Source organism: Gordonia neofelifaecis NRRL B-59395 (genome assembly GCF_000192435.1).
Classification (GTDB): Bacteria; Actinomycetota; Actinomycetes; order Mycobacteriales; family Mycobacteriaceae; genus Gordonia; species Gordonia neofelifaecis.
On sequence record NZ_AEUD01000001.1, the window covers coordinates 387,593 to 413,535 of the forward strand.

The window sequence follows — 25,943 nt, forward strand, 5'->3', positions numbered from 1 at the left end:
ATACGTTCGTATGATACGAGCGTATGGTTGGGTCATGGCTGGAACGCAGGACCTGGTCGTCGATCGTCGGACCGCTTCGCCGCGGAAGCGATCGTCTTCCCGCGTGGTCTGGCTGGCGGTGGCCGGGTGGCTGGTGATCAACGCGGTGTTGATCGCGCTGGCCGGGGAGCATCTGCCGCTGCATGCGAGCGAACTCGCCGAGCCGCCCACCGTCGACAAGGTGATCGGCACCGACCTGATGTATCTCGAGGTCTTCGCGCTGATGGTCGTCGTGCATCTGTTGACCCGGCACCGGAAGGTGCCGGACCTCGCGACGCGGGCACCGGAGCGAACCCGGACCGGCGCCGAGGTGGCGGCGATGCTCGGCTACGGCAGCGCGGGCATGGTCGGCGGCTTCCTGCTCGGTCGCGCGTTCGGCTGGCACGCCTTCAGCTTCCATCTCGACGGCATGGTGATCCGCACCGACCAGCCCGTGACGATTCCGGAGACGCTGAGCTGGGCGGTATACAACCTGATCGTCTTCGCGATCGTTCCGCTCATCGTCTTCAGGCGGGGATACACCACCGAGCAACTGAGCCTGAGGTCGTCCGACCGGCGCGCCGACCTGCTGTTGATCGTCGTCGTGCTGGCCATCGAGTCGGCCGTGCAACTGGCGGTGGCCGGGTCGTCGTCGATCCTCGGACTGCCTCTGCGGCAAGCGCTGCTCGGCGCGCCGCTGACCCTGGTCCTGGGTCTCGCGGGCACGGCGCTGCCGACGATGATCTTCATCTATTGCATTCTGACGCCGCGCTACCTGCGGCTGACCGGGTCGGTGCCCGCGACGGTCGTGCTCGGTGGTCTGACCTACGCGACGCTGCACTTCTTCGACGGCTGGACCAACTTCGCGTCGCCGACCGACGCGCTGATCTCGGTGCTCTACCTGTTCCTCTTCTACACCGGTCCCGGGATGTTCAAGACGTTCATCACCATCCGCAGCGCCAATGCGTGGACGCATCTGTGGGCGTACCACGCGATTGCGCCGCACACGCTGCTCGATACGCCGATGTTCGTGAAGGTGTTCGGGGTGCGCTGACCGGAGACCGGTCCGCCCTGGGAAGATGGCCCCATGACGCTGCCGTACTACCTCACCCTGTCTCGCGGTGACGACGCCGTCGGGACGCTGGAGGTGAAGCGGTCGAAGTTCCTCGCGGTGATCCGGCGGGTCGACGCGGAGGACTCGGCACGGGAGTTCATCGCCGAGCAGCGGCGCGCGTATCGCGATGCGCGGCACCACTGTTCGGCGTTCGTTCTAGGGCCGCGCGGTCAGACGACCCGCACCAACGACGACGGCGAACCGTCCGGGACCGCCGGTGCGCCGATGCTCGATGTGCTCGTCGGGGCGGGGCTCAGCGACGTCTGCGCGGTGGTGATCCGCTGGTTCGGCGGCACACTGCTGGGCGCGGGCGGGCTGGTGCGCGCGTACGGCGACGCGGTGTCGCTGGCCGTCGACGCCGGCACGGTCGTGCGGCGGGAGCAGCGTGCGGTGTGGCGCGTGCGGTTGTCGCACATGGAGGCGGGCCGCGTCGAAGGCGAACTGCGGGCCAAGGGCGCGGAGATCGTGGAGACCGAGTACGGCGCGGACGTGGTGCTGGTGGTCGCTGTCGGCGGGGCCGTCGACGTGGCGGCGATGGTCGCCGCGTCGACCTCGGGCGCGGGTGCGGCCGACGCGGCCGGCGAGATGTGGGTGGACATCGGCTGATCGTCGGGCTCGTGCGGGCTCAACCCTCCGCCCCGAACCGCTCACCGGGAAAGCACGTGGTCGTCGGGCCCGAACACTTCTAGCGTTTGGGCACGACGACGATGGGAGTGAGGCATGGCCGAGTTCGATCTGGTGATCCGCGGCGGCACGGTGGTCGACGGAACGGGAGCTGAGCCGAGACTGGCGGACGTCGCGGTCCGCGATGGGATCGTCGTCGAGGTCGGCGAGATCGACGGCGCCGGACGCGAGGAGATCGATGCCACCGGACGCCTCGTCACGCCGGGATTCGTGGACGTGCACACGCACTACGACGGCCAGGCGACCTGGGAGAATCGGCTGGTGCCGTCGACCAACCACGGCGTCACGACCGTCGTCATGGGTAACTGCGGCGTCGGCTTCGCGCCCTGCGAGCCGGAGCATCGCGACCTCCTGATCAAGCTGATGGAGGGTGTCGAGGACATCCCGAACGTGGTGCTCTGCGAGGGCGTCGACTGGCAGTGGACCACCTATCCCGAGTACCTCGACTACCTCGCCGGGCGTGAGTTCGACGCCGATGTCTGCAGCTACGTCCCGCACGCGGCGCTGCGCACCTACGTGATGGGCGAGCGCGCATTCCAGCGCGAACCCGCCACCGAGGCGGAGATCGAGCGGATGGGGCAGATCCTCGAAGAGGCCATCGGTGCGGGCGCGTTCGGTTTCGGCACGTCGCAGACGATGTTCCACCGGTCCAGCGACGGTCAGCTCACGCCGACCCTGGCCGCCACCGAGCAGGAGTACGCGGGGCTCACGGCCGCGCTCGGGCGGGCAGGCGCGGGGCTGATGCAGTTCGTCATGGAGTACAGCGGCGGATGGGAGCGGCTGCTCGACACGAGCCTGCAGCAAACGGCCGACGCCGGCCGCGCGTTCAGCATGTCGCTGGTCCAGAGCCACGGAATGCCCGACCTGTGGCGCGCGGTGATGGCGAAGCTCGACGCCGTCAACGCGGCGGGCGGGGAGGCGACTATGCAGGTGCTGCCGCGGCCGCTCGGTGTGCTGCTGGGGCTCGAGCTCACGCTCAACCCGTTCTACTCGACGCCGACGTACCTCGCACTGGCCGACCGTCCGCTCGACGAACGCGTCCGCGAACTCCGGCGACCCGAGGTGAAGGAACAGGTCCTCGCCGAGGTCAACGATCCGAATCCGACCATCGCCATCGGCGGCAGGGTCCGAGACTTCGACCACCTCTTCGAAATGGGCGAGGACTTCGACTACGAACCGCCGCGGGAGGCGAGCATCGGCGCGCAGGCGCGTCGCCTCGGCGTCACGCCGGAGAGCCTGGCCTACGACCGCCTGCTCGACGGCGACGGAAGCAACATCCTGTATCTCGCGTTCTCGAACTACGCCGACTACTCCCTCGAGCCGTCGCGCGAGATGCTGCTCGGCGAACACACGGTGCCCGGCCTGGGCGACGGTGGCGCGCACCTCGGCGTGATCTGCGACGGCAGCATCTACACGCACATGCTCGCGCACTGGGGTCGCGACCGCACCCGCGGCGACCGCCTCCCGCTGTCGTACCTGATCCACCTGATGTCGCAGCGGTCGGCGCGGACGGTCGGACTGCACGACCGCGGCGTCGTCGCACCCGGGTACCGAGCCGACCTCAACATCATCGATCTCGACCGTCTGGGTCTCGACCGGCCGAGGGTCGTGCGTGATCTGCCCGCGGGCGGTCGTCGACTGATGCAGGACGCGCGCGGCTACGCCGCCACGATCGTCGCCGGCGACGTCGTCACACGCGACGGAATCCACACCGGAGCGTTGCCGGGCCGTCTGGTCCGCGGACCGCAGTCCGGACCTACTGCAGCCTGAACGGGAGCCGACATGACAGACCTTGCACATCTCACGCCGGTCGGCGGCCGGACCGCCTGGCTCGGCAGCACCTTCAACTACCGCGACGACGGGCTGTGGCAGTTGTCCGCCGACGAACTCGCCGACATCGACCGGGCCCTCACCGCGCTCAAGTCGCGCGGCGACCTCGACCTCGTCGACATCACGCCGGAGGTCTTCCCGCTCCGCACGATCGGTGGTTTGATCACGAGGCTTCGCGAGGAACTGTGGGCGGGAAGGGGATTCGTCCTGATCCGCGGACTCGACCGGGACGCGTACAGCGACGACGACCTCGCGCGCATCTACTGCGGACTCGGCGTGCACCTCGGTGAGATCATCCCGCAGTCGGGCAACGGCGAGATCCTCGGACACGTCATGAACGTTGCCGACCGGGTCGGCGGGCCCGTCCGCGGCTACCGCACAGCGCAGTCGATGAACATGCACAGCGACGGGCACGACGTCGTCTCTCTGCTCTGCCTGCGCGAGGCGAAGACCGGTGGCGCGAGCCGGATCGCGAGCGCCGCGGCCGTCCACGATCGCATGCTCGAGATGGACCCGGAGTTGACGCGCGTGCTGTATCAGGGGATGCCGATCATGCGCAGCGCGCACGACGCCGAGCGCGGCGACGGCAGAATCGTGACTGCCGGTGACGTCGCGCTGTTCGCCAAGCCCGACGGGAAGTTCGCGTCGTGCGTGCACGTCGCGCAGACCCGTGACGCCGCACGTGCGGGCTACTTCGACGTCACGCCGCAGCAGGAGGCGGCCCTGGACCTGTTCTGCGAGCTCTCCGCTTCCCCCGAGTTCTACCTCGACATGAACATCGCACCCGGGGACATCCAGTTCCTGAACAATCGCCTGATCGTGCACGGGCGCACGCCGTACGAAGACCACGAGGAGATCGAGCGCCGACGGCATCTGCTGCGCCTGTGGGTGAACGTCCCGACCTGGCCGCGCCGAGCGCCGAACCAGCAGGACATCTACTCGATGGACGACCTCCCGCACTGGGCGCAGCACCGCCGGCCGTTCATGGAGATGCCGACACGGTACCTGGCGGGGATCGGGTAGCGGGGCTGCGTACAGATCGGGCGGCGTGCCTCAGGAGCGCTGGCCGGAGCCGGGATGTCCGGACGGAACCAGCGAGATCCACTGCGATCCCTTCTTGCGCGGCGCGAGTTCTGCCTTTCGTCGACGGAAGCGATCGCCGCAGTCGTCGCACATCTTGCGACCGGACTCCATGGTCCAGCACCTCTTGAAACAGCGCTCGCAGGTGAAGTAGGTGCGCTCGCGCCGTATCGGCGTCCTGCGCAGGGTGTGCGAGGCCCGTCGTGGAGCCTGAGTCGACGCTCGGCTGCCAGAGGCCTTCGCGGACTTCTTAGATCTCTTCGACTTCGTCTTCGAGGCATTCGGCGCTGCAGCGGGCGTCGTTTCATCAACCGCGGGTTCCCACAACGCATCTCGGCGACGGATCAAGCGGTCGAAAGCACGGCGATCAGCCGCATTCATCTCTTTGACGGTGCCGACGCTGCGTAGATCCACGATCTGGCGGCACAGTTGGCGGTATGCAATGTGGTTCGGATGACCGGGCTTGTGTGGACCGATTGCAGGCAGGCTGGAGGAGGCTCTCACGGTGTCGGGCTCCTTCGAAACGTCGGCGGAACAGTCGAGATCCGCGCGGTCGGATCTCGTTGGCGCCAAACTATCGTCAGACTCTGACAAATCCGGAGAATCGGGTGTCGTCTGGATGAGTGAACTCGACGGCGATTCCAGCCTGTCGCACGGGGTTTCGACACGGACCTGCGCTTCGCTTCGGTCCGGATCAACCAGCGGAAGGCGGCGCTCAACCAGCGGGGGAGCCGACCTCCTGCACCATGTCGCGCAGGGCGCGCTTCTCTCGGTACTCCTCGATCGTGAGGCACTGGAGCTGCGAGTAGCTGCCGCCGCGGTTCTCGACGTAGCCCACGGCGGAGACGAACGGTTCGATCGTGTAGATCTTCGTCAGCGGGGTGACGATCAGCAGCTGCAGACCCAGACGGGCGAAGAGGGAGAGGGCGTAACGGGCGGAGTCGTCCGAACCGCGGCCGAAGGCCTCGTCGATGACGACGAACCGGAAGTCGCGCGACATCGTCGCACCCCACTTGAGGTCGAACTGGTAGGCCAGCGACGCGGCGAGGATCGTGTAGGCGAGTTTCTCCTTCTGTCCGCCGGACTTGCCGTCGGAGTCGGTGTAGTTCTCGTACTCGGCGTCGCCGTCGATGTACCGCTCGGAGGCGGCGAAGGTGACCCAGTTGCGAACATCGGTGACCTGCTCGGTCCACTTGCGGTCCAGGTCGGTGAAGCCCTCGCGGCCGCGGAAGCGCTCGACCAGCTCCTTCACCAGCAGGAACTTGTCCTCGGCGTAATGGTCGTCGGTGTCGGCCTCGAACGAGCCGTCGCTGCACTGCCGGAGGTGGGCACGGAACTCGCGGATGTCCTGCGCCGCCGTCGGATTCACGTCGAGCCGGATGTACCGGCCCGGGTTGTACTCGATCCCGGCGAGCGATTCGTTGATCGTGTCGATCTTCGACTGGATCTGGTGGACCTCTTTGTTCAGCTTCGCGGCGAAGATCGCGATGTCGCGGATCGCATTGGTGTTCAGATACGTCTTGAACTCGGTCTCGAAGCGCGGCAGGTCGTCCTCGGCGAGACGACGATGCAGCTCGCGGTACTCGTCGGCGGAGGCGATGTCCGCATCGAACTCGGTGGCCAGGACGGGATGATTGCGATTGAACTCCGACATCCGGTTCACCGTGCGGGTCTCGTAGGTGCCAGCCCGTCCGGTGTGCTGCTCGGACTCGTCGGTGAGTCGCTCGGTCATCGACGACTCCAACTCGCTGCACTCGGCGACCGTCAGGGCCTGCGCCTCGCCATCGCTCACCTTCGCGCGGTAGTCGTCCACCGCCGTCGTGATCGCGGCGAAATGCGGCTCCGCGTCGGCGAACTCGGCCTCGGTGACGATCTCTCGCGCGGCGGTGCGCGCCTGCTCACCCTGGGTTCGCACCATCTCCAAGCGGGACACCTTGTCGCGCAAACCGTCTCGCGTCGCATCGAGGGCGCCCAGCTGCTCGCGGGTGGCCGCGATCAGCTCGGTGACCTCGGCCAGCTCCGTCGACGACTGCTCCAACTCGGTCTTGCGCTCGGTCAGCTCGGCGATCCGCGAGGCAGAGCTCATCCAGTCGATCGCGTCGAAGCTCGGGTACGCGTCGAGCCCGGTCAGGGCGTTGCGCCGGGCCATCAGCGCGCGACGACGGTCCTCGAGCTCGTCGATCTCGGCGTCGACCCGATTCAGTTCCTCCTGCACGCGCTGGCCGGTGGTGAAGAGGGCGCCGATCTTCTGTTCGTTGCTCCAGCCGAGCACGAAGTTGCGACGGTCGTCGACGCGCTGGGAGTCGTCCTTCTCGTGCCGCCCGCCGCCGGAGCGCACCTGACCGTTGACGGTGACGGCGTGCTCGGCGGCGCGGAACTCGCCGAGCGTCTCGGCGCAGATGTGCCGTGCGCGCTCGAACAGGCGGCGTTCGAGCCAGGCCTCGAAGCGGCCCTCCTTGATGTCGATCTTGTGCGCCAAGGCGTTCGACGGCGGCGTCTGCACGCCCTTCGACGAGACGTGATCGGAGACCTTGAAGTAGACGACGCGCCCGCCGAGATGGTTGGCGTCGATCCATGACGAGACGTCGTCGTACAGGTCGGCCGCGACGAGCAGCGACAGTCCGAAGCCGCGGAGGACGCGCTCGGCGGCACCCTCCCAGCGGCTCTCGTCCTCGCGGACGCCGATCAGCTCGCCGACGAACGGCAGCTCGTCGTGGGGTAGTCCGACGCCTTCGCAGATCAGTTCGCGGATGCGGAGGTTGCGCTCGGGGATGTTGCTGGCGCGGCCGCGGAGGCTGGCGATCTCGCCCGCGACGCGTCGCCCCTCGCCGTCGAGTTCGCGCTTGCTGAACCGGACCTCGGTCATCGCGTTCTCGACCTCGGCGGCCTCGGCGTCCAGGGCGGCGACGGCGTCGGAGACCTCGGTGCGTCGCTGCTCGAACTGCCCGCGGTCGGCGACCGGAGCCAGACCCGCGTCGTCGATCATCCGCGCGTAGCGATCGAAGGCAGCGGCCCGCTCTTCGCGCTGGCGGCCGGACTCGGCGATCTGATGTTCGAGTGTGGCGATGTCGGTGCCGCCGAGTCCGGCCTGTCGGAGTTCCAGTTCGCGCTGGCTGATCCGCAGGTCGGCGAGATCGCGGTCGACGGTCGCCAGCGCGGTGCGGGTGGCGGCGAGATCGCTGTTGTGAGTCTCCAGCTCCGACTCGAGGAGGTCGTAGCGCTGCTGCGCGAAGTAGTAGCGCAGAGCGGCGCGCCGATCCTTGAGCTCGGCGGCCATGTCGGTGTGGCTGCGGTAGCGGTCGTGGTCGGCCAGCAGCGGCTCCAGCTCGCTGAGCTGGGCGCGGGCCAGGACGACGGCGTCGTGCGCGGCGGTCAGATCCTCGAAATGAGAGACCATCGTGTCGACCCACCCGGTGGAGTCGAAGGGCTCGAGCATGTGGTCGCGCACGAAGTCGTTGAGGTTGCCGACGGCTTTCATCGAGACCGTCTGGTGGAACAGTTCCATCGCCTGCTCGGACCGGATCGCGAGCGAGCGGCGGTAGTCCCGGCCGTACTCCGGAAAGTGCTCGTGGATGCGGGTCTCGCCGTCGCGCAGCCGTTTGCGCAGGGCGCGGAGGTCGGAGCCGAAGTCGGCGAAATCGGTGGCGATGTCGAGGGCCCGGTCGGTGACGGTGAAGAACCGCTCGGGCTGACCGCTGTCGTGCCGCATCGAGAAGACCTGCGCGAGGGTCACCGTCTCGTCGTAGCCCTCATTGGCGAAGACGCCGAGGATCACCGAGTAGTTCGACATGCCGCGCAGCGCCACCGGCCGCGACGCGCCGGTGACCTCGTTGCGCTCGGACTTGTAGTAGCCGAGCACGTACGAGCGCAGGTCGCGCTCGCGGGACTCACCGCCCGCGGCCTTGTTGTAGGCGACGCGGTGGGCGGGCAGCAGCAGCGTGGTCAGGGCGTCGACGAGGGTCGATTTGCCGGAGCCGATGTCGCCGGTGAGCAGCCCGTTCTCGCCGTCGAGCACGAGTGTCCAGACGCGCTGGTCGAACGTTCCCCAGTTGAGGACCTGGAAGCGCTGGAGCCGGAAGCCCGAGCGCGCCGAGCCCTCGTTCTCCAACTCGGTGGGTGCGAACAGTCCGGTCATCGTCGTTCCTCCCGGGAGATCTCCGCGTATTCGGCCAGGTGCACGTCCAGGTCCGACAGCCATTGCGCGTCGACGTACGCCTTGATGACGCGGCGCACCTCGTACTCGCCGTCCTGCCCGGGCATGCGACGGAGGAAGCCGAGGTCGGTCACGCGGCGGACGGCGGCGTCGGCCTGGTCGGCGGTGCGTGCCTCGTTGGTCGAGGCGGGGAAGAACGGCCCGATCATCTCGCGGAGCTGCTCGCTGGTGAGGACCAGCCGGTTGCCCGCGTCGGTGGTGTCGTGCTCGGCGAGCTTCTTGCGTAGCAGCGCCAGCAGCAACGAGGTGTGCAGCGGCAGTTGATGCCGGGCGACGAGGCGCGGGATGCCGAGGTCGGCGAGTTCGTCGTCGCTCTTGGACCGAAGGAACGCGTAGCCCTCGGCCTCGTCGATGACCACCACCAGACCGAGCGTCGCGACGTAGTCGCTGACCTGTGCGGTCAGGCCGAGCACGTGACGCCAGGTGGTCTCGGCGGTGTCGCGGTAGACGACGCCTCGCATCAGCGACGTGACCGCGAGCGGCAGGTTCAGCTCGTCGCGGGGCACCGGGCGGCTCATCAGTTCTCCTCGTCGGTGGTGGCGGGGGTCGGGGCGGCGGTCGTGGTTTGCGGCGAGCCGGGTCGGGTGTAGATGACCCGTGGAACCCGGGCGGTGCGCTGCGCGCCGGCGTCGTCGACCCAGCTCACCGACTCGTGGGCCTGTTCGTCGAAGACCTTGGTGAAGCTCTCGTCGGTCAGCGACAGATAGGTGATCAGCTCGGCCAGACCCTGCTCGATCGGCCGCTCGGCCACCACTTCCGCGAGAGTGATCTGGTCGCGTCTGCGCAAGACGTGCCGCACACTGTCGATGAGGGGCGCGGGGTCGACGTGGATCTGCTCGAACAGCGCCTCGGATGCGCCCTGGGCCTCGCCCTCCTCGATGCCGTCGCTGGCGACCTCGACCGATGTCGTCGGGCGGTAGAGCGGGCGCTCGAGCGGGAGGTGGACGCTCGGGGTCGGCGAGTCGATCTCATGTGCGAAGTCGTCGACCCGTCGGTCGCGCACCTGGTAGGCGGTCGATTCGATGCTCCGCAGCAGGTCCATCACGCGGCGGTTCTCGAGCCACGCCTGGTCGTCGAGGAAGCGACGGAGCTGCTCCGACAGTCTCCGCACGGTGCCCTGCGCGCGGGTGCCGGCGTCGAGCCAGTCGTGGTGGATGTTGGTGAGCCGGAGGTCGGAGTCGGCGACGTCGTCGAGCGACTGCGCGTGTCGGACGAGGTCGTCGAGCTCGTCGAGCCGGTCGGCGGAGAGCAGGAGGTCGTAGAAGGCCTGGAAGCTGCGACCCTGATCGGAGTCGCTGATGATGTTGCGGCTCCCGACGATCTCGTCGAGGAGCTCGCCCTTGGTACCGCGCCAGGTGGCGATGCGTTCGCGCATCTCCCGGTCGAGGGTGCGGAAGTTCGACTCGACCTCGCGGAAGTCGGACAGGAGCGCGCGGGCGATGTCGGCGAACTGCTGGTAACGGTCGCGGCGGCTGGTCTCGTCGAGGACCTGGAACTCGCCGCGTTCGGCGGCCTCGATCTCGGCGTCGATCTCAGCTCGTCTCCGGTGCAGATCGGCCAGTCGTCGTTCGGAGTCGGTGGTCGTGCCGTAGACGATCTGCCGCAGCAGTTCCAGGACGGTCTTGAGACGGGACTCGGTGCCGACGAACCCGCGGTCGCGCAGGGACCGCACCCAGGCGACGGCGCGCTCCACCGCGGGGGTGGCGTCATAGTGCGGTTCGTCGCTCTCGATGACGTAGTACTTGCGCAGCCATCCGGTGTCCGGGGCCGACCACTCGTCCAGATATGCCTTCGGCGAGCGTGGATACGTGCCCTCGCCGAGTCGCTTGTTCAGTGAGTACAGCTCGTCGTCGAGCAGGTTGACCAGCGCGGACTCGGAGATCTCGCGGACGTTGTCGTCGACGAAGACCCGCCCGAGGAACGACAGCAGCAGCGGCGCGTTGTCCGCCCGCAGCAGGCGCCACGCCGCATTGCTCTTCCGTACGGCGACGATCTCGTCGAATTGCACTGGGCCAGGGTATCGGGGCGGCGCGGGTGGGGGCGCTCACGGTAGGTAGTGACCGAAGCGTCCCCGTGGCGCGGTCTCACGGACATATGGTCCACGAACTCCGCTCACGGGGACGCTTGGGTCAGAAGTAGTCACGGTCGACGAGGACGGTCACGAACAGCGGGTGCCGAAGTCTCAGCACGTGGTCTTCTGTGCACAGCGACTCACTGACGGCCGGCCCTCAGAGCGTTACCCTCGCCACCATGGCACGCACCGTCGCAACGAACACCGCCGTCGAACTGTCGGAGCTTCTCGACTTCATTCGCACCCGGCATCACGTCGTTCTGTCGACGACTCGCGGCGACGGGTCCTCGCAGATGTCGCCGGTGACGGCCGGCGTCGATGAACAGGGGCGGATCGTGATCGCCACATATCCGGGGCGGGCCAAGACCGCGAACGCGCGCCGCCATCCAACAGTCGGCGTCCTGGTGCTCTCGGAGAACTTCAACGACGCGTGGGTTCAGGTCGACGGTACGGCCGAGGTCCTCGATATGCCCGACGCTGAGGACGCTCTGGTCGACTACTTCCGGAGCATCGCGGGCGAGCACTCGGATTGGGACGAGTACCGCGCGGCGATGCGCGTGCAGAACAAGTCTCTGATCCGGATCACCCCGACCCGATGGGGCCCGATCGCGACGGGCGGCTTCCCGCAGGACGTCGCGGATCGGCTGGATGCGGCTGAAGGCTGAACCGCAGCGGAAGGACCACCACATGACCGCCATCGACATCGTCCGTGCCGACATCACCACGCTCACGGTCGACGCGATCGTCAATGCCGCGAACAACGCGATGCGGGGCGGCGGCGGAGTCGACGGCGCCATTCATCGGGCGGGTGGTCCGGCGATCATGCGGGACTGCATCGTCCGGTTCCCGGACGGTCTGGCGACCGGAGACGCCGGGTACACCACGGGCGGCGACCTTCCGGCGAGATGGGTGATCCACACGGTGGGGCCGAACTTCGCAGCCGGACAGCGTGACCGGTCGTTGCTGGTGTCGTGCTATCGGCGATCGTTGGAGGTCGCGGACGAACTCGGGGCGACGACAGTCGCTTTCCCGCTGATCAGCGCGGGCGTGTACGGCTGGCCGAAGGACGACGCCGCGGCTGCGGCGGTCGAGACGATTCGAGCGTCGCGGACGCGAGTGTCGACCGTGACGCTGGTGGCGTTCAATGATGCGCTCGAAGAGCTGTTGCGGGCGGCGGTGGAGTCGCCTGAGCGGTAGAGCGACTATTTTCCTCAGGTCCCGGGTGCGGGTTCGTCGAGTAGCGACGTCCCGCGGCTCGATGTGAACTCGAGGTCGTCGACCTCAATTCCGATGGTGCACCACGTTGAGCACGGTGCCGTCGGGGGCGCGGACGAAGAAGCGCCGGACGCCCCACTCCTCAGTCGTGAGCGGGTAGACGATCTCATAGCCGGCGGCCTGCGCCTCGGCGTAGGCCGCATCGACGTCGTCGGCGTGGACCGAGAGCGCCGAGTCGATCGGCGCCGTCTTGTCCCCGGTGACCAGTTGGACGTGGGCGCCGGAGTCCGGGTCGGTGAACCGGGCGACCCACCCCATGTTGAACTCTTCGACGCTCAGCCCCAGGAAGTCGGTGTAGAACGACTTGGCCGCCTCGACGTCGTCGACGGGAATGTTGGTGCTGATCTTCATGGCGCGCATGGACTGCTCCTTCGACGGTTCCTCCTTCGACGCTAAGTCTGATCGGAACCGCGATCAACGTCGATCGAGTCGCGAGCGGTCGGGTCCGGAGAGGATGTCGGAGGGCGGCGATACGGTGAGTGCAATCGAGAAGGTGTGACCCGGACCCGAACGAGAGGTGGACGACATGACCGACGGACCAGATACGACCGCCGTCCGGACCGCGCTGTGGCGTGGACTGCACGGGCTGATCGACGACCGGCCGCTCGTCGTCGACGACCCGCTCGGTGTCCTGATAGCGGGCGTCGACGACGACTGGCGGTCGCGCCCGGACATGGACCCGCAGCGGACGTCGACCAATCGAGCGTCGATCGTCGCGCGAGCCCGGGCGACCGAGGATCTGGTCGCCGGTTCGGGAGTGAGTCAGTACGTCGTGCTCGGTGCGGGGCTGGACACGTTCGCGCAGCGGCAGGCGGGTGCGGTGACGGTCTTCGAGGTCGACGCCCCGGCGACGTCGGCATGGAAGAGCGCGCGACTCAGCGAACTCGGTCTGCGCACCGACTCGCTGCGGCTGGCGCCGGTGGACTTCGAAGCGGGGCAGTCGTGGCTCGACGCGGTGGTGACGGCCGGTCTGGACCCGGATCTGCCGACGGTGGTGTCGATGCTCGGCGTGACGATGTATCTGACGCGCGAAGCGATCTCGGAGACGCTGCGCGCGGCGGCGTCGCTCGCGCCCGGTTCGGTGACCGTGTTCAGTTACTCGCGGCCGATCGAGATGGCTCCCGCGGAGATTCAGCCGATCCTGCACGTGGCGGCGGAAGGAGCACGGGCGTCCGGGCATCCATGGCTGAGTCTGCTGGCACCGGCGGAGGCGGTGACGCTGGCGCGAGACGCGGGTTTCGTCGACGCGGAACTCGTGACGTCGACCGACCTGCACGACCGCTACTTCGCCGACCGTACGGACGGACTGAGCCCGGCGGGCGGCGAGGACCTCGTTATCGCGACGGTCGGGCCGCGCGGCGGCGCCTAGTTCTCGATCCGGTCGAGGATGATGTCCGTCAGTTCGGCGGCGTTCTGCTCGGGGATCCAATGGGTGGCGTCCTCGAGAATGCGGAGGCGGAAGTCGGCATCGACGTAGTCGCCGGCCAGTTCGGCTCCGCGGCGGGCGAGCGCGGTGTCGCCGGCGCCCCAGACGTGGGTGGTCGGAACGGTGATCCGTCGTCCGATCTTGCCGGGCTTGCCGAACGGGAGTGCGCGGTACCAGTTGAGTCCGCCGGTCAACGCACCGGAGTCGATGATCCGCCGATGAGTGTCGGCGACCATCGCGTCGTCCATCCCGGTCTTGCGGAGCATGTCGTCGAAGACCTCGGGTTTGCGCGCGATCAGCAGTTCGGGCAGGGCGGGTGCCTGGAAGGCACCCATGTACCACGACCGCCGGAGTTGATCGCTCTCGCGCATGGACTTGAGGAAGGCCGCGGGATGGGGGACGGACACCGTGGTGAGGGTGGTGATGAGATCGGGACGGGTGGCGGCGAGCATCCAGGCCACCTGGGCGCCCCAGTCGTGCCCGACGAGGTGGACGTGCCCGGCGTCGGACTGGATGATCATCGATTCGACGTCGGCGACGAGCTCGGCGATCCGGTACTCGAACCGTCCGCGCGGTCGGGCGCCGGGGGAGTATCCGCGCTGGTCGGGGGCGATGGTCCGGTACCCGCGCTGATTCAGCAACTCGCTGACCTGGGCCCAGGAGTGCGAGGTCTGCGGAAAGCCGTGCAGCAGAACGACGGTGCCGGCCTCGCCGGAGCCGGTGTCGGCGACGTCGAAGGTCAGGCCCGCACGTGAAAAGGTCTCCATGGTCGCTCCCGAAGGACAAGGCTCGCAGACATTAATGTGACGACGAGTTACGGAAAAACTCTCTTGCGCCGAACGCTATGTGCTGAACCCGTTCCGGTCAAGGGGACAACGCAGACGATCGACGGCCGACCCTGCCTATCGTGGACCCATGAGCGCACCAGACCTGACGTCGTTGATCGATTCGCTGCCGCCCGGGATGGTGATCACCGATCGCGACATCCTCGGCGCATACCGATTCGACCGCGCCAACGATCCGGACGCCGGGACGCCACTCGCCCTGGTCCGGCCGCTGACCACCGATCACGTGCAGACGGCGGTCCGCTGGTGCGCGTCGGCGGGGATCCCGATCGTCACGCGCGGCGCGGGCACCAGCCTGTCGGGTGGCTCGACCGCGGTCGACGGCGCGCTGATGATCTCGACCGAGAAGATGCGCCGGCTGACGATCGACACCGCGACCCGCACCGCGGTCAGCCAGCCCGGCATGCTCAACGCCGAGGTCAAGGCGGCGGCCGCCGACCGGGGACTCTGGTATCCGCCGGACCCGTCGTCGTTCGAGATCTGCAGCATCGGCGGCAACGTCGCGACCAACGCCGGCGGCCTCTGTTGCGTCAAGTACGGCGTCACCACCGACTACGTGCTGGGGCTGGAGGTGGTGCTCGCCGACGGTCGGGCACTGCGAATCGGCGGCAAGCAGCTCAAGGACTCCGCGGGACTGCCCCTGACGAAGCTGTTCGTCGGCAGCGAGGGCCTGCTCGGCATCGTCACCGAGGTGACCCTGCGACTGCTGCCGCCGCAGGCGCCCGCGTGCACGGTGGTCGGTTCGTTCCCGTCCGTCCGCGCGGCGAGTGAAGCCGTCCTGGCGGTGACCTCGCAGATCCGGCCCGCGATGCTCGAGTTCATGGACTCGGTCTCGATCAACGCGGTCGAGGACATGCTCAAGATGGGCCTCGATCGCGATGCCGGCGCGCTGCTCGTCGCGCAGTCGGACGCACCCGGGCCCGCCGGTGAGGCGGAGGTCGCGCTCATTGAGCAGGCGTTCGCCAGTTGCGGTGCGGGCGAGGTGTTCTCGACGTCCGATCCGGTGGAGTCCGAAGCCTTCACCGCAGCGCGCCGGGCCGCGATTCCGGCGGTCGAGAAGATCGGCGCGCTGCTGCTCGAGGACGTCGGCGTTCCGCTGCCGTCGCTGCCGGACCTGATCGACGGCGTCGCCGCGATCGCCGCGGAGAACGATGTGCTGATCTCCGTGATCGCCCACGCGGGCGACGGCAACACGCACCCGCTGATCGTGCACGACCCGACCGACGCCGACGAGACCGCCCGCGCCAATCGGGCGTTCGGACAGATCATGGATCTCGCGATCTCGTTGGGCGGCACCATCACCGGTGAGCACGGTGTCGGCAGACTCAAGAAGGGCTGGCTGCGCGACCAGGTCGGCGACGACGTCATGGATCTGATGTCTCTCATCAAGACCGCGGTGGACCCGCAGGGCCTGCTGAACCCGGGCGTGATGTTCTAGGAGGCGTCAGTCCGCCCCGTCTCTGTCTGCTCCGTGGCGAGGGCGGCGAGGCGGGGGAGTACGACGTCGCGCCAGCCGGGGCCCATGCGGGTGAAAGCGTCGTTCATGCGCTTGTCGTCGAGGTCGAAACCACTGTGTCGCAGGAAGAGTCGAGTGCCGGTGCCTTCGGCGGCGAGCAACCAGTCCAGGGTCCACGCCTCGGTGAAGGTGTAGACGAACCTCGTCGGGCGGTCGACTTCGAGGACGCGGCACGGCTGCTCGCCGAATCCGGGCATGTCGAGGGTGAACTCATGCCCGACCACCGCGGCGACATCGCCGGGCGCCCACCACTGTGCGACCAGCTCGGGCTCGGTGAGCAGGCGCCAGACGGTCTCCGGCGGTGCGGCCACGAACTGGTCGACCTCGATGGTCGCGAATCCGGTGGTGTTCTCGGTCATGATTCGTCTCCTCTGTGGATGTCTTCGGCGAGCGTGGCGAGGGCCGACAGACGGCCTCGCCAGAACCGCTCGAACGGGTGCAGCCAGTCGTCCAACTCGGCCAGCGGCGCGGCCGTGAGCCGATAGATCCTGCGTCGGCCCTGTGGGTCGTCGGCCACCAGGCCGACGTCCCGCAGCAGCTTCAGATGTTCGGCGACGGCGGGGCGACTCAGGGTGAATCTGTCGCTGAGCTCGCCGGCGCTGAGTGGGCCCTCGGCGAGGATCTCGAGCAGTCGCCGTCGCACCGGATTAGCCAGTGCGAGGAAGACGTCGTCGGTGGTCGTCACGCCGGCCAACATATGTCGGAACATGCCGACATGTCAAGAATCTCCGACGCTTTCCGGGGCGGGTATCGACTCCATGAGTCGACTTACGATGAGTGCGCTCGACGGCGGTTCGTCAAGCCCGCGTGAACATGGCCACAGCCCCTGATTCGGGTGCGGAGAAAGTCCCGGTGACCGGGTAGTGTCCGTCTGTCTCGGTGGCCATCGGAGCGATCGCCACCCGCTTCTGCGGCCCTGCCCCGGGGTCGAGTGACGTGTGCGAAAAGGTGTGGTGAGAGAGCTCGAATGACCGCTTCGGTGACTGATCGTGCGACAGGATTCGAGACCGAGCTTCGGAACTCCTTCACCCCGAACGGGCTGCTGCTGGAGGTGAACCCGCACCCGCGCCAGTATCACTGCGCGCGGGAGCAGATCGGTGCCCTCATGGGCGAGATCCCGGCCGGCGCGTACATCGCTCTGCTCATGCGATTCCCGGCCCTCACCATCACCGGACTCGTCGGCCACGCGGCGCTGCAGACCGATCCGCGCGCCGACTTCTGGACCGGATTCTGGGACGCCGTCGGTCGTGACCGCGATCAGGGTTTCGAGACCGTCGTCGGCCAGTTGCTCGGCGACATGCTCCGCGAGTGCGGGTTGCGCGACGCGGAAGCACTCCGCGAGAAGTCCGTCGCCCCGCTCCTGCGACTGCATGCGGGTCCGAGCGTCGCATCGGTCGAGTCGCTGGTCGGCGTCATCGAGGAGCACATCGCACAGGGCCACGAGCCGACCGGAACCGCGGTCCTGGAACGGATCACCGAACGCGGCTACGAGCATCGGCGCAAGGCGCTGCCCGCCGACTACCGCATGCTGCTGGCGCACGCGCCGGCGGTCGCCACCGGCCTGATCAGCCGGATCGTCGAACTGCTCGTCGGGACGGTCGCCCACCCGGACACGTGGACTCTCGATGCCCTCACGCCGGCGACCGCGGACCTGCCGCAGACGATTCTGCAGGCGGTGGTGGGACGACTGCGGCGCGAGCCGTTCCTCGACGACGACGACGCAGCGCGAACCCTGTGCGTCACCCGCTATCCGGAACTGCGTTTCGACGAGACCGACGGCGAGATCCGGATCGTGGTCCCGGCGAGCGACGAGGCCACCTCCTGGCGCGTCTGGACCGGCGACGCACCCGAGCAGTCGACGGTGCCCGCCGGCGAGGCGATGGCCCTGCCGATCGGCGTCGCCGTCCGCGAGAGCATGCTGATCAATCTCGACACCGGTGTCCGGCGCACCGTTCCGGTGTTCGATCCCGTCGACCCGATCGTCGTCTTCGGGGCCGACGGACGCACCGTCTCGCGGTTCGAGAGCCTGCCCGCGGGTGAGGTACTGGCCTTGGTGCCGCGCGACGCCGATCTGGTGTCGGGCACGCGCAGGAAGATCACGGTCACCGATAAGCGGACCGCGCCGTGGGACGGCTGGGAACTGCGCACCCTCGACCTCGCCGGACACGCGGAGCTGACCGTGAAACGCGACGGCCGCGCCGGTCGCACCCGTCGAATCCTGCCGGTGGAGTCGCCGAACTACGCTCTGCCGCAATCGATCACCGGCGTGACCACCCGGTCCGGAGACCCGGTGTACGGAGAGCGGCCGCTGGTGGACCTCCCCGCTCACGAGGGCGAGGACACGAAGGAGTGGCGCGTACGCGTGCGCCGGGCCGGTGAGCTCGACTGGCTGGTCGACTACCCGTGGGCCTCAGCCGACTACGTCAGTTCCGCCGATCCCTTCGACGGCCTGGACGAGCCGCTCGTCGGTCGATTCGAGATCGCGGCGAGCGACTCCTATGGTCTGGACCTGCGCTTGACGGCGGTCATCGCCGAAGGATTGGACGCGGCGCACGATCCCGCGCTCCGCCTGCCGGAATCGGCCGGATTGGCAGAGTCCGTCACCGAACTGCTCGTGGAGTCGGACCTGAAGATCGACGAGGCCGAACTCGCGTTCGGGGCGTCGGACGTGGAACGCCGGAGCGTGGTGCGCAGTGACGAGGCCGAGCTGGAACTGGTGGTCCGACCACCGCATGCCGAGATCCGGTTCGAACACCCCGGGCACCCGGTGGGCTGGCAGACGACGCTCCCGACGATCAGTGTCGACGAGGCGGGTGCGGGACGGCTCACGGTCCGCGTGCCCGGTGCGCTGGACGTCTCGTTCGCGCTGCTCGACGGCGACGGCGACATCGTGCGCGAGTGGGAGGCCGAGGGTCGGGCCGGCACCGAGTTCACGATCGCGGCGAAGTCGGTCACGGACGCGGCGAAGCGACTGCTGCGCGGCACGCTGGTCGCGCTGATCGAGGATGAACACAGCGACACCGAGGAGTCGGAGGTCGCGGCGGTCGTGCGATCGGCGGCGACGACCCCGATCGCCGACGAGATCGGCGGCGACGTCGACGACGTGCTGACCGCCGAATGGCTGCGGCTCGACACGGTGCAGGCGGAGGAAGTCGAGGCTCCGGCGCCGGAGAACGCCCCGATCGACGAGGTGGCGATCGCGCCGGCTGATGCACTCCTCACCGCCGACCCGACGGCGTCCCTGGTCGCGCTCGGCGACAGTCCGGTGGCGCCGTCGCGCATCCCCGCACTGCTCATTCGCGCGGGGCTCGCGGAGAGCGTGTTCACCGTCCCCGAGGGGTATGTCGGCGCGCATCCGAATCCGTACGTGAGCTGTCTGCTCGCGACCACCGCGATCGTCGATCCGGCGAGTCCTCGTCGCGACGACCTGCAGGCGTACCTGACCACCCGCGGCGGCGACGACCTGCTTCGGGTGATCGCCACCGGCCGGATGGAGGATCCGCGGACCGGCGTCTTCGACCGCAACGTCCTGGCCGTCGACGCGATGGGCCGCTCGCAGGTCGAGACGCTGTTCGAGCGATTCCGCATCGTGCCGGGTCCGCTGGTGGATCTCGACATGCGCACCGCGGCGACCATCGAGGCATTCCACCGGCGATCGGAGTGGATGACCGATCCGGTGAGCCTGGAGGCCCCGCGGTACGTCAACAAGACGCTCCGCGACGTGCGGCGGGCGTCGCCGGAACTGTACGACCTGATCGCGGCGCGCAACGAGGCGCTGGACGGCGTCGACACCATCAGCAATCCCTGGATGCTGCTGTCGATGCAGTCGCTGGCCTTCGCCGCCATCGGGCGGCTGCAGGCCTTCGGACGGCTGAAGCATCCGGTGCTGACCGACGAGGGTCGCGCGATGTGGGCCAAGCTGGCCGACTACTGCCCGGCGATGGTCGCAGCGGATCTGTTGATCGCCAATGCCGTCGTGGTTCGCGCCGACGCGCTCGACAAGGTCCGCGCCGCGAAATGACCTGCTGACTCGGGTGATTCGGTCGGTGCCGACTGGGTACGCTGACCGGGTGCCCGACGAAGACTCACCTGCGGACCGGGAGACCGTCATCGGTCTGCTCGGCCCGGTGACCGTCGACGGTCGCGAAGTGCCGGGAGTGCGGGCGAAGCGTTTGCTGGCGGCGCTCGCGCTGGCCGACGGGCGATCGTTGTCGGCGGCGCGACTGATCGACGACGTGTGGGGCGACGACCCGCCGAAGTCACCCAACGCGGCCCTTCACACGCAGGTGTCCAGGCTGCGGGGCCTGCTGCCCGGCGCGGCGCTCCACGGCGCCGACGGTCACTACCGGTTGAGCGGAACGGTGACCGACCTGGAGACGGCACGACGACTGCTCGGCGAAGGCGAGGTGTCTGCAGCGCGCGGACTCTGGCGCGGAGTGCCGGGCGATGACCTTGGCGGTGCAGACCTCGGGCGGGAGTTGGCCGATCGGGCGGCGGCGTTGCAGGCACGAATCGACGAGGCCGCGGCGAACGTCGCGGTCGAGTCCGGCGACTTCGTCGTCGCCGAAGAGATCGGCCGCCGCAGGCTCGCCGCGGATCCGCTCGACGAGCCCGCCGGTCTGCTCCTGATGCGGGCGCTGGCCGGTCAGGGGCGCCGGGGTGAGGCGCTGGCGGTCTTCGCGCGGTTGCGTCGGGTGTTGTCGGCCGAACTCGGGGCGGAGCCCGGTGCCGAGACGATCGCGCTCAACACCGAACTCCTGAGCAGGGACACCTCCCCGCCGTCGACGCGTCGACCGCCGACACCGGTCTCGGGCCTGCGCGATCCCGGCAACGAGCTCATCGGCCGAGCGGCCGATCTCGCCGCGATCGTCGCCGCTGTCGGCGACCACCGGGTGGTAACCGTGCAGGGGCCCGGCGGCGTGGGCAAGACTCGGATGGCGAACGCGGTCGGGCGGGCGCTGGCCGACGCCGGCAGTGCCGTGTACTTCGTGCCGCTGGCCGCCGTCCGCAGCGGTGACGACCTCGTCGTGGCAGTCGCGGCGGCCCTGGGCGTCGGCGAGTCGGAGCTCACCAGTACCGGACGTCCACGGGTGACGTCGGGGCGTCTCGCCGACCGGCTCGCGGACGCGTTGCGTGGCCGTGAGACGGTGCTGATCCTGGACAACTGCGAGCAGGTGATCGACGCCTGCGCAGCCCTGGTGGATTCGCTGGTCGCCGCGGAGTCGGGGCTGGCCGTGCTGACCACGAGTCGGTCGCCGCTGCTGATCCCGGCCGAGCAGGTCTACCGACTGCCGGTCCTCGGCGTGACCGGAGATCAGTCTGCGGCCGTCGAACTGTTCATGCAGCGCGCGCGGGCGGTCCGACCCGATGCCGACCTTGCGCCGACCGCGGTCCGCGAGCTGTGCGAGCGCCTCGACGGACTGCCGCTCGCGATCGAGCTGGCCGCCGCCTGTGTTCGAACCATGAGCGTCGACGACATCGGCGCCCGAATCGCCGAACGGTTCGAGCTGCTGCGGTCGTCGGATCGGACGGCGCCGGATCGGCATCGAACCCTGTACGCGGTGATCGACTGGAGCTGGGAGCTGCTCGACGCGCGCGCTCGCTCCGCCCTCGCACGGCTGTGTCTGTTCCCCGGGGGCTTCTCATCGGAGGCCGCTGCGCACGTCGTCGGTCTCACCGGTTTCCCGCTCGATGATGTGCTCGGGGCGCTGGCCGACCAGTCACTGGTGCAGGTGGAGGACTCGGGCGGCCGCGTCCGCTACCGGATGCTCGAGATGGTCCGGGAGTTCGGTGAGCAGCGGTTGGCCGACTCCGCGCAGACCGAATCGGTGGTCGCCGCGATGCAGGAGTGGGCTCGCGACTTGTGCCTGCAGGTGCGGCGACGCTATGACACCGAAGCCGACCGCACCCTCGTGGTCGACGTGGAACGTGAGGCCGAGAACCTGGGGTGGGTGCTGCGCCGGTCGGTGGATCAGGGGCCGACGGCGTGGCCGACGATCATCGCCGTCTTCCCGGTCCTGAGTGCGTTCTGGTCCAGCCGCGGTCTGCATCCCGAAGTCCAGTCATGGGGCGACCGCGTCATCACCGCGCTGCCCGCTCCGCCCGCCGACCTCGGCGACACCGAACGGGAAGCCTGGCAGCTCTCACTCATCGCCGGGGCACTGCACTTCGTTCCCCGGAACGTGCCGCGATCGTCTGCGCGGGCGCGCATCGCGCTGCGGCGATTGCGGCGTCCGGACCGGACGTTCGCCGATCCTGCGGAGTTCTTATCGGCCCTGTTGCTCTGCCGCGACATGAACCAGGTCTACCGGCTGATCGTCCGGGGATCGCAGCGCGGACGACCGACGGAAGTCCGCGGCGTCGCCCTCGCATTGCGCCTGAACATGAAGGAGAACGGCGGCGATCTGGCCGGCGCCCTCCGAGTGAGTCGCCAGATCGCGGAACTGCCGTCCAGGCCCGACTCGTTCGTGTCGGCGATGGCCGACATGGGCACCGCGAGTCTCTACAGCCAGCAGGGCCGCTGGCGCGAGGGGCTGGCGCTGTACGAGGCCAGCCTCGCGCGATTCCGGGCGCTCGGCGCCGACGACGACGCGCTGCAGGTCGGCGGTTACATCGCCGCGGCACTGCTGCAGCTGGGCGACTTCGACGGGGCGCGCCGCCGGATCGATGCCATCCGGCGCGGCTGGCATCTCGGTGATCCGACGCCGCAGGGGGATCCGGAGGGGATCTCGGTGATGATGTTGGTCGATGCCGAATACTGCAGGCTGACCGGTTCGGGTTCGGCGGACGCCTACACGCAGGCCGGTGACGTGCTGTTGGCCAGGCACCCGCTGGCCACTCGAGATCCGAGCTCGGTGATGACGCTGACGACCGTCGCCGCTGCGCTGACGTTGCTTGGAGAGCACGACCTCGCCGGCCGGTACGTGCGGCCGGTGATCGACTCGGTGCGAACGGCGGCCGACGATCTGGGCTGGTTCGACCTGCCGCAGACCGGGAACCTGGCACTGGTCAGCGGCGTCCTGAGATGCGCGGCGGATCCAGGCGACGACGCCGCCGTCGGCCTGCTGGTCCTCGCCGACCGGCTGCACGCGCGGCACGACTACCCGGCCATGCATCAGCTCTTCCAGCAGCGGCGCGAGCTCGCGGGCGTCGATGAGACCCGATGGCGCCGGGCACTGGCGCAATTCGGTGGGCTGGGCAGGCAGAAGGCCCTCGCCGAGACCTTGCGGATCTTCGGCGAGGGCCTGCCGGACTGAGCGCGGCGGCCGCGGCGTGCTGTGTCGGGTCAGCGTGCGTTGCGCACGTAGGCGCGGACGGCGAGCGGCGCGAACACCGCGGTGATGACCGCGGCGCCGACCAGACTCCACAGGACATGCGTGCCGACGTGCCCGTCGTTGCACATCTCGCGGACGGCGGTCACCAGATGGCTGATCGGGTTGACATTGACGAAGCTCTGCAACCAGCCGGGCATCGTCTCGACCGGGACGAACGCGTTGGACATGAAGGTCAGCGGAAACATGATCAGCATCGAGACGCCCTGTACCGCTGACGCCTTCTTCACCAGGCAGCCCATCAAGGCGAAGATCCAGGAGACGGCGAAGCTGCACACCAGCACCAGCAGGGTCGAGCCGAGGACGCCGACGGGGTCCGGCCGCCATCCCATCGCGATGCCGACGGTGAAGGTGATGACAGTCGCGATCAGGTATCGGACGACGTCGGCGAGCAGAGCCCCGGCAAGCGGACTGATACGGGCGATCGGCAGCGAGCGGAATCGGTCGAAGACGCCCTTGTTCATGTCCTCGCGCAGCTGAGTGCCGGTCACGATCGATGTCACGATCACCGTCTGCACCAGGATGCCGGGGATGATGACCGGCAGGTAGCTCTGCGTGTCGCCGCTGACCGCGCCACCGAAGATGTAGGTGAACATCAGAGTGAAGACGATCGGCTGCAGCACGACGTCGAAGAACTGCTCGGGGTTGCGCATCATCTTGATGACGCTGCGGCGAGCGAGCGCGAACGATTGCCCGACGGTCTCCGCCAGGCTGATGGTGTGCTTGGCCTTGGTGCGAACCTGCTCGATGCTGATCGCTTCGCGGGTGGCGAGGGGAGTGAGGGTGGTGGTCATCGGAGTGCCTCCTCGGTGGCGGCGTGGTCGGTCGTGGAGTCGCCGGACTCGGGGTGGCCGGTGATGGTGAGGAAGACCTCGTCGAGCGTCGGTTTGGACACGGTGATCTCCTCGACGTCGATCTGCTCGTCGCGCAACGCGATCAGGACGTCCGGCACCCGCTCGGGGTGATGCAGGGCGATGGTGACGCGGCCGGCCTCCGGGCTCAGGACCGCGGTGTCGCCGAGAGTCGATTCGGCGATCCGTGCCACGTCTGAGGCATGCTCTCGGTTCGCGGGCGTCAGCATCAGGGTGCTCGACCCGATCGAGCGCTTGAGTTCGTCTGCGGTCCCGTCGGCGATGACGAGGCCGCGGTCGATGACGGCGATCCGGTCGGCGAGCTGATCGGCCTCGTCGAGGTACTGCGTCGTGAGCAGAACGGTCGAGCCCTGTGCCACCAGCTTGCGGATGGTCTCCCACATCTGGGCGCGCGTGCGCGGGTCGAGTCCGGTGGTCGGCTCGTCGAGGAACAGCAGCGGCGGGGTGTCGATCAGCGACGCCGCGAGGTCGAGCCGGCGTCGCATACCTCCGGAGAACTCGTTGAGCGGTCGGTTCGCCGCCTCCTCGAGAGCGAAGTCGGCGAGCAGCTCCTCTGTTCGGCTGCGGGCCCGGCTCTTGGACTTTCCGAGCAGCCGCGCGAACAGTGTGAGGTTCTCCGCCGCGGTCAGATCCTCGTCGACCGACGCGTACTGACCGGTGACGCCGATCAGGGAGCGGACGGCGACCGGATCCTCGACGACGTCGTAGCCGAACACGCGGCCGTAGCCGGCGTCGGGCTTGAGCAGAGTGGCGAGCATGCTGACGGTGGTGGTCTTCCCAGCACCGTTCGGGCCGAGGACGCCGTACACCGTGCCCGCGGGCACCTCGAGATCGACGCCGTTGACGGCCCGGGTGTCACCGAAGTGTTTGACGAGCCCGCGAGCTTCGATGGCCAGCCCGGACTCGTGTCCGGTCGTTGTGCTCGACCGGGGGAGCGTGGAGGTTTGTGTGTTCATGGCGACCACGATGCTGCGGCCCGCTTGCACCGCGCTGTCGTCGGCTTACATCGGCGTCGCGTCCGATCACGCGGCCTCGGCGACCGGCACGCCGAGCAGTGGCTGCACCTGGGTCGGGATCGAGTAGCCGGGCTGCCACGGATAGCGGCCGTCGTCGTCCGGCCAGACCAACTGAACGGCATCGAACTGCCGGCCGTAGACGATCCGGGTGAGCCGCATCGGCTCACTGTCGATGACATCGACGGCGCGGAATCTGACCGGCCGGCGCAGGCGGGCCGGCACGTCCGACCCCGGGCCGAACGAACGGTCCGCGATGACCGACCGCGCGGCGTGTTCCAACAGCACACCTGCTAGATCCGGCGGCAGACCGGTCATCACCAACTCGGGTCTGCCGTGCTCGGTGAGACCGGTCGTGTAGGTCATCGGCGACCGCGCGGCGTCGCCGAGCACTCCCGTGATCGCCCACCGGCCGTCGGCGATGAGCGCGAGAGCATCGTCGACCAAGTGATCGGGCCCGCTGCACCGGGGATCGAATTCACACATGACTCCTCCTTGACGATCGTGGACGTTGACGATCGCGGACCCTTGCTCACCACGGACGCTGATGACGGTGGACCGTCGATCGATCACATGTTCGATTTTCTGTCACTGTAGGCGACTGGTCGGACAATTTCGGCCGCGGCGATACGGTGAGTCGTCGAGTTGTTCCGGT

At 68.5% G+C, this 25,943-nt stretch carries 21 protein-coding genes; 10 read left to right on the forward strand and 11 right to left on the reverse strand.

What is annotated here, in order from left to right; all coding sequences use genetic code 11:
* Positions 1 to 34 precede the first annotated feature (34 nt).
* The 4 genes from SCNU_RS01940 (at position 35) to SCNU_RS01955 (ending at position 4,669) form a co-directional block, all read left to right on the forward strand.
* Entirely contained in the window at positions 35 to 1,072 is a 1,038-nt protein-coding gene (locus tag SCNU_RS01940) for a hypothetical protein (protein WP_009677663.1), read from the forward strand.
* Between the two features lie 33 nt (positions 1,073 to 1,105).
* A complete protein-coding gene (locus tag SCNU_RS01945) occupies positions 1,106 to 1,738 on the forward strand; it encodes an IMPACT family protein (protein ID WP_009677664.1) in 633 nt (210 codons plus the stop codon).
* Positions 1,739 to 1,852: 114 nt separating this feature from the next.
* Positions 1,853 to 3,586, forward strand: coding sequence for an N-acyl-D-amino-acid deacylase family protein (locus tag SCNU_RS01950; protein WP_009677665.1), 1,734 nt, complete (start codon positions 1,853 to 1,855; stop codon positions 3,584 to 3,586).
* Positions 3,587 to 3,598: 12 nt separating this feature from the next.
* Complete coding sequence (locus tag SCNU_RS01955) at positions 3,599 to 4,669, forward strand: TauD/TfdA family dioxygenase (RefSeq protein WP_009677666.1); 1,071 nt, start codon at positions 3,599 to 3,601, stop codon at positions 4,667 to 4,669.
* A 30-nt stretch (positions 4,670 to 4,699) separates the two neighbouring features.
* Here SCNU_RS01955 and SCNU_RS20515 read toward each other — a convergent pair whose 3' ends face one another.
* From SCNU_RS20515 to SCNU_RS01970, 4 genes are all read right to left on the reverse strand, one after another.
* The gene (locus SCNU_RS20515) at positions 4,700 to 4,840 is read right to left on the reverse strand and encodes a hypothetical protein (protein ID WP_009677667.1); all 141 of its coding nucleotides are present in this window, start codon (positions 4,838 to 4,840) and stop codon (positions 4,700 to 4,702) included.
* Between the two features lie 601 nt (positions 4,841 to 5,441).
* Complete coding sequence (locus tag SCNU_RS01960; RefSeq protein WP_009677668.1) at positions 5,442 to 8,861, reverse strand: ATP-binding protein; 3,420 nt, start codon at positions 8,859 to 8,861, stop codon at positions 5,442 to 5,444.
* A complete protein-coding gene (locus tag SCNU_RS01965) occupies positions 8,858 to 9,457 on the reverse strand; it encodes a DUF4194 domain-containing protein (RefSeq protein WP_009677669.1) in 600 nt (199 codons plus the stop codon). Before SCNU_RS01965 ends, SCNU_RS01960 begins: the two co-directional genes overlap by 4 nt.
* Positions 9,457 to 10,947 carry a DUF3375 domain-containing protein gene (locus SCNU_RS01970; RefSeq protein WP_009677670.1) on the reverse strand — a complete coding sequence of 497 codons (1,491 nt, stop codon included), beginning with the start codon at positions 10,945 to 10,947 and terminating at the stop codon, positions 9,457 to 9,459. Before SCNU_RS01970 ends, SCNU_RS01965 begins: the two co-directional genes overlap by 1 nt.
* 242 nt (positions 10,948 to 11,189) lie before the next feature.
* On the opposite strand from SCNU_RS01970, the gene SCNU_RS01975 reads away from it, so the two are divergent.
* Positions 11,190 to 11,675 carry a PPOX class F420-dependent oxidoreductase gene (locus SCNU_RS01975; RefSeq protein WP_009677671.1) on the forward strand — a complete coding sequence of 162 codons (486 nt, stop codon included), beginning with the start codon at positions 11,190 to 11,192 and terminating at the stop codon, positions 11,673 to 11,675.
* A gap of 22 nt (positions 11,676 to 11,697) precedes the next feature.
* The gene (locus SCNU_RS01980) at positions 11,698 to 12,207 is read left to right on the forward strand and encodes an O-acetyl-ADP-ribose deacetylase (protein WP_009677672.1); all 510 of its coding nucleotides are present in this window, start codon (positions 11,698 to 11,700) and stop codon (positions 12,205 to 12,207) included.
* Positions 12,208 to 12,291: 84 nt separating this feature from the next.
* Here the strand turns inward: SCNU_RS01980 and SCNU_RS01985 are convergent, their stop codons facing one another.
* Entirely contained in the window at positions 12,292 to 12,645 is a 354-nt protein-coding gene (locus tag SCNU_RS01985) for a VOC family protein (RefSeq protein WP_009677673.1), read from the reverse strand.
* Between the two features lie 166 nt (positions 12,646 to 12,811).
* Here SCNU_RS01985 and SCNU_RS01990 point away from each other — a divergent pair, with 166 nt between their 5' ends.
* Positions 12,812 to 13,654 (forward strand): class I SAM-dependent methyltransferase, encoded by an 843-nt coding sequence (locus tag SCNU_RS01990; protein ID WP_040517444.1) that lies wholly within the window; start codon positions 12,812 to 12,814, stop codon positions 13,652 to 13,654.
* Here SCNU_RS01990 and SCNU_RS01995 read toward each other — a convergent pair.
* Complete coding sequence (locus SCNU_RS01995) at positions 13,651 to 14,478, reverse strand: alpha/beta fold hydrolase (RefSeq protein ID WP_009677675.1); 828 nt, start codon at positions 14,476 to 14,478, stop codon at positions 13,651 to 13,653. The two genes, SCNU_RS01990 and SCNU_RS01995, sit on opposite strands and share 4 nt — an antisense overlap.
* 148 nt (positions 14,479 to 14,626) lie before the next feature.
* Here SCNU_RS01995 and SCNU_RS02000 point away from each other — a divergent pair, with 148 nt between their 5' ends.
* Positions 14,627 to 15,994: an FAD-binding oxidoreductase gene (locus tag SCNU_RS02000; RefSeq protein WP_009677676.1), complete on the forward strand. Its 1,368-nt coding sequence runs from the start codon at positions 14,627 to 14,629 to the stop codon at positions 15,992 to 15,994.
* Here SCNU_RS02000 and SCNU_RS02005 read toward each other — a convergent pair.
* Positions 15,991 to 16,431, reverse strand: coding sequence for an SRPBCC family protein (locus SCNU_RS02005; RefSeq protein ID WP_009677677.1), 441 nt, complete (start codon positions 16,429 to 16,431; stop codon positions 15,991 to 15,993). The genes SCNU_RS02000 and SCNU_RS02005 overlap by 4 nt on opposite strands.
* Positions 16,428 to 16,769, reverse strand: a complete 342-nt coding sequence (locus SCNU_RS02010) for an ArsR/SmtB family transcription factor (RefSeq protein WP_009677678.1) — start codon at positions 16,767 to 16,769, stop codon at positions 16,428 to 16,430. The genes SCNU_RS02005 and SCNU_RS02010 overlap by 4 nt, the downstream gene beginning before the upstream one ends.
* Before the next feature lie 282 nt (positions 16,770 to 17,051).
* On the opposite strand from SCNU_RS02010, the gene SCNU_RS02015 reads away from it, so the two are divergent.
* Positions 17,052 to 20,093 (forward strand): hypothetical protein, encoded by a 3,042-nt coding sequence (locus tag SCNU_RS02015; RefSeq protein WP_238526273.1) that lies wholly within the window; start codon positions 17,052 to 17,054, stop codon positions 20,091 to 20,093.
* A gap of 49 nt (positions 20,094 to 20,142) precedes the next feature.
* Complete coding sequence (locus SCNU_RS02020; protein WP_040517445.1) at positions 20,143 to 23,328, forward strand: AfsR/SARP family transcriptional regulator; 3,186 nt, start codon at positions 20,143 to 20,145, stop codon at positions 23,326 to 23,328.
* A gap of 29 nt (positions 23,329 to 23,357) precedes the next feature.
* Here SCNU_RS02020 and SCNU_RS02025 read toward each other — a convergent pair whose 3' ends face one another.
* The 3 genes from SCNU_RS02025 to SCNU_RS02035 all read right to left on the reverse strand — a co-directional run bounded on the left by SCNU_RS02025 (position 23,358) and on the right by SCNU_RS02035 (position 25,774).
* Positions 23,358 to 24,197, reverse strand: a complete 840-nt coding sequence (locus tag SCNU_RS02025) for an ABC transporter permease (RefSeq protein WP_009677681.1) — start codon at positions 24,195 to 24,197, stop codon at positions 23,358 to 23,360.
* Positions 24,194 to 25,231, reverse strand: a complete 1,038-nt coding sequence (locus tag SCNU_RS02030; RefSeq protein ID WP_040517446.1) for a daunorubicin resistance protein DrrA family ABC transporter ATP-binding protein — start codon at positions 25,229 to 25,231, stop codon at positions 24,194 to 24,196. The genes SCNU_RS02025 and SCNU_RS02030 overlap by 4 nt, the downstream gene beginning before the upstream one ends.
* 66 nt (positions 25,232 to 25,297) lie before the next feature.
* Entirely contained in the window at positions 25,298 to 25,774 is a 477-nt protein-coding gene (locus tag SCNU_RS02035) for a DUF4262 domain-containing protein (RefSeq protein ID WP_040517447.1), read from the reverse strand.
* Between the last annotated feature and the right edge of the window lie 169 nt (positions 25,775 to 25,943).

Coding starts and splice junctions, on each gene's coding strand:
- SCNU_RS01940 (WP_009677663.1), top strand. CDS start 35: ATGGCTGGAACGCAGGACCTGGTCGTCGATCGTCGGACCGCTTCGCCG.
- SCNU_RS01945 (WP_009677664.1), top strand. CDS start 1,106: ATGACGCTGCCGTACTACCTCACCCTGTCTCGCGGTGACGACGCCGTC.
- SCNU_RS01950 (WP_009677665.1), top strand. CDS start 1,853: ATGGCCGAGTTCGATCTGGTGATCCGCGGCGGCACGGTGGTCGACGGA.
- SCNU_RS01955 (WP_009677666.1), top strand. CDS start 3,599: ATGACAGACCTTGCACATCTCACGCCGGTCGGCGGCCGGACCGCCTGG.
- SCNU_RS20515 (WP_009677667.1), bottom strand. CDS start 4,840: ATGGAGTCCGGTCGCAAGATGTGCGACGACTGCGGCGATCGCTTCCGT.
- SCNU_RS01960 (WP_009677668.1), bottom strand. CDS start 8,861: ATGACCGGACTGTTCGCACCCACCGAGTTGGAGAACGAGGGCTCGGCG.
- SCNU_RS01965 (WP_009677669.1), bottom strand. CDS start 9,457: ATGAGCCGCCCGGTGCCCCGCGACGAGCTGAACCTGCCGCTCGCGGTC.
- SCNU_RS01975 (WP_009677671.1), top strand. CDS start 11,190: ATGGCACGCACCGTCGCAACGAACACCGCCGTCGAACTGTCGGAGCTT.
- SCNU_RS01980 (WP_009677672.1), top strand. CDS start 11,698: ATGACCGCCATCGACATCGTCCGTGCCGACATCACCACGCTCACGGTC.
- SCNU_RS01985 (WP_009677673.1), bottom strand. CDS start 12,645: ATGCGCGCCATGAAGATCAGCACCAACATTCCCGTCGACGACGTCGAG.
- SCNU_RS01990 (WP_040517444.1), top strand. CDS start 12,812: ATGACCGACGGACCAGATACGACCGCCGTCCGGACCGCGCTGTGGCGT.
- SCNU_RS01995 (WP_009677675.1), bottom strand. CDS start 14,478: ATGGAGACCTTTTCACGTGCGGGCCTGACCTTCGACGTCGCCGACACC.
- SCNU_RS02000 (WP_009677676.1), top strand. CDS start 14,627: ATGAGCGCACCAGACCTGACGTCGTTGATCGATTCGCTGCCGCCCGGG.
- SCNU_RS02005 (WP_009677677.1), bottom strand. CDS start 16,431: ATGACCGAGAACACCACCGGATTCGCGACCATCGAGGTCGACCAGTTC.
- SCNU_RS02010 (WP_009677678.1), bottom strand. CDS start 16,769: ATGTTGGCCGGCGTGACGACCACCGACGACGTCTTCCTCGCACTGGCT.
- SCNU_RS02025 (WP_009677681.1), bottom strand. CDS start 24,197: ATGACCACCACCCTCACTCCCCTCGCCACCCGCGAAGCGATCAGCATC.
- SCNU_RS02030 (WP_040517446.1), bottom strand. CDS start 25,231: ATGAACACACAAACCTCCACGCTCCCCCGGTCGAGCACAACGACCGGA.
- SCNU_RS02035 (WP_040517447.1), bottom strand. CDS start 25,774: ATGTGTGAATTCGATCCCCGGTGCAGCGGGCCCGATCACTTGGTCGAC.